Annotated in this window: 4 protein-coding genes, 1 tRNA gene and 1 pseudogene; 4 read left to right on the top strand and 2 right to left on the bottom strand. The window is 37.7% G+C overall.

Annotated elements, in window-relative coordinates; genetic code table 11:
• The 4 genes and pseudogenes from HET73_RS06820 to dapA form a co-directional block, all read left to right on the top strand.
• Window positions 1-433 (top strand): annotated as a pseudogene (locus HET73_RS06820) (hypothetical protein); the annotation flags it as partial.
• A gap of 12 nt (window positions 434-445) precedes the next feature.
• A tRNA-Arg gene (locus tag HET73_RS06825) sits at window positions 446-519 on the top strand.
• A gap of 61 nt (window positions 520-580) precedes the next feature.
• Window positions 581-1063: a single-stranded DNA-binding protein gene (gene ssb, locus HET73_RS06830; protein ID WP_174132826.1), complete on the top strand. Its 483-nt coding sequence runs from the start codon at window positions 581-583 to the stop codon at window positions 1061-1063.
• A gap of 9 nt (window positions 1064-1072) precedes the next feature.
• Window positions 1073-2008, top strand: a complete 936-nt coding sequence (gene dapA, locus HET73_RS06835) for a 4-hydroxy-tetrahydrodipicolinate synthase (protein WP_174134251.1) — start codon at window positions 1073-1075, stop codon at window positions 2006-2008.
• A gap of 135 nt (window positions 2009-2143) precedes the next feature.
• Here dapA and HET73_RS06840 read toward each other — a convergent pair whose 3' ends face one another.
• On the bottom strand, window positions 2144-2554 hold the full coding sequence (locus tag HET73_RS06840) for a hypothetical protein (RefSeq protein WP_174132828.1): 411 nt from the start codon (window positions 2552-2554) through the stop codon (window positions 2144-2146).
• 53 nt (window positions 2555-2607) lie between these two features.
• Entirely contained in the window at window positions 2608-2730 is a 123-nt protein-coding gene (locus HET73_RS09185; RefSeq protein ID WP_281356054.1) for a hypothetical protein, read from the bottom strand.
• Window positions 2731-2943: the final 213 nt, after the last annotated feature.

Consider the following 2943-nt stretch of genomic DNA (forward strand, 5'->3'; position numbering starts at 1 on the left):
AATAAGAGAAGCAGTAGAGAGTAACTTTAATATATTATCACAATATAATGATATAAAAAGCATTTTTTTCGATGAAGAATCAGTTAGTAAGATGGTCAGTGGAATGGAAAAGTTTCACTTACGTTCTTCAAAAGCTGCAAAAGAAAGGGTATTAGATAATTTCAACTGTAAGGTGGTGAGTTTAGATTCAATTTTATATTTTTCTCCTGATACATGGAGAATATGGGTAAATGGGAGGCTGTTTTCGAACGCTAAGGATTTAAAAGTTCATTCAGTGACTGAAAATTACGTAACTTTTATATGGACTGTGGATCAAAAAATGATAAAAAACCGAGCAGATAATTCCCAGAATGTATATTTGGGACATGAGAGCGTTATGTTCACGCTTTATCCGAACCAAAAATTTGACTTAGATAGCTTATCTATTAGATAACTTAATATATGTGCGCTTGTAGCTCAGCTGGATAGAGCGTTGCCCTCCGGAGGCAAAGGCCGTGGGTTCGAATCCCTCCAAGCGCATTAAATTTGACAATAGTATTCTCACATAAGATAATATAAAAAGTTTATTCAAAGTACGATTATGTCCAATGGCACTGTAAACAAAGTCATATTAATTGGTAATTTAGGAAGAGATCCTGAAATTAGAACTATGCAAAATGGCAAAGAAATGGCGAATTTTTCAATAGCCACATCTGAAAGTTGGACTGATAAGTTTTCCGGTGTGCGCTCTGAAAAGACAGAGTGGCATAATATTGTAGTGTTTAATGAAGGATTGGTAAAAGTCGTCAAGGATTTTGCACGCAAAGGCAGTAAAGTTTACATTGAAGGTTCATTGAGAACTAGAAAATGGACTGACCAAAATGGTAGCGAAAGATATACTACAGAGGTGATGCTGCAAAATTTTAATAGCGTTCTTACACTCTTAGATTCACGAAATAGTACATCAAACTCTGATTATCAACCAAATGAATATAAGCAAAACAAAACAGAGCAAAAAAATCAGTATGAAAATTTTGACAGCGAGATAAAAGAAGAGTTAATCGATGATGAAATACCATTTTAATAACTTCAATTGAAATCATTACTTACACCTTTATGGACTGCTTGTGTCACTCCCTTTGATTATAGTGGAGATAGCATAGATTGTAGCAGTTTGCAGTGTTTGCTTACAATACAGGCTGAAGCTGGCAATGGTATAGTGTTGCTAGGTAGCACAGGTGAAGGCCTATCGCTCACTGATTCTGAAAAATGCACATTAGTTGAATTTGTATGTAAGCTGGAATTAAACACGAAAATCATAATTGGCGTACCAGGAGTGAATCTACATCAGACTCTCAAGTGGCTTGATTTTTGCAAAGATATGCCTATTCATGGCTATCTAATGACAACCCCCATTTATACAAAGCCTGGAATCATGGGGCAGACTTTATGGTTTGAAAAGCTACTTGAAAAGGCACATGTGCCAGCTATGCTTTACAATATTCCATCAAGAGCAGGAATAAATCTTCACGCTGAAACTGTACGCAACTTATCCAGCCATGAAAAATTTTGGGCTATTAAAGATTCAAGTGGCACCGTTGATACTTTAATTGAATATAAGAAGGTTGCACCAAATATTGAGGTTTTTTGCGGAGATGATAATATGATACCGGACATGGCTGCTAAGGGTGCAGTTGGTTTGGTTTCTGTTGCTTCCAATATTTGGCCACGCATAGTGCATAAATATGTTAAGCAATGTCTACTTTCCTCACTGTCACCCCAGCGCATAACGCTGGAATCCAGAGCAACTACTCAAATGGTAGGAAATAACGTGAAAAGCTCAGCAGATTTCTGGCAACAAGCCTGCAAAGCACTATTTATTGCCAGTAACCCAATACCTACCAAAGCACTCCTGCATGATATTGGGCTCATAGAGCAAAAAACTGTCCGCCTACCACTTAGCACAGAAGACTTGCCTTCTATTGAAACATTGAGGCAAGTGAATGCTTGGATGGAAAGAATTGACTAGTGGCTAGGAGAACTACACCTATTAACATCATCAGCATTCCCTGGAATTTCTATTTTCAAATTTGCTATTCTTGTGAAGTGGTCCTCTAAACTTTGTACAAGCTGTTGTTCTTCGCTAATGTGATCCTCTTTATCCTCATCTGTGACTATAATAGGCTTTTTGCGGGTGTTTTACACTTTCTTCAGTACGTTTGCCATCATATTCTCTTCTTTCTGGGTGATCTGTGGGATTTGCACCGTCAGTCTTTACGTTGCTGTCAACACATGGTGGCCTTGGTGGAGAAGAAGGGTCTTTTTTACTTAGACCTGGTGGTGTTGGTGGAGAAGAAGAGCGTTCAGTTGTCGCACTAAAAAGTGACATGATAACTTTGCATGCTATCAAAGCTAAGGTAGTTATAGCTAGGGGCGATTCAAGGCCGAGAGCAACTAAGCCTGCTCCGATTCCAAAAGAAATACCAATATGTGCTATAGCCGATATAACCAGTTTACTAAAGCTATTTTGATCGTATGTATCACCATATATTTTGTCGAGAGAAATCTTATCCATAAGCAATAAAACACCCAAAGCAACACATCCAATTAGTGGAAGTGTAGAGCCAATTATCCCCCTGCAATCAAAGGCGATAAATTAGAACAGTACTTGAGAGCTACAGTACCAGCTATAAGCCCTGCAGATCCTATGGTTATTAGTGCATACGGTACAAACTTTTTTTGATCAGACATAAACCTCTTCCTTTAAATTACTACAACCCTACTATTACATAATTTTATAATCAATGTCAACTTTGTAATTTAGGAGTTTCTAATTGACCTTCAACACACTTTGGTCTACACAATCCAGAAAACTTAATTTTAACATAAAGGCTGGGTCACGCACTGCCCTTCTTCTGTCATCCCAGTAATCCTTTCAGTGTCATCCTAATAGTACCCTTTTCT

The organism is Wolbachia endosymbiont of Atemnus politus (genome assembly GCF_013309895.1).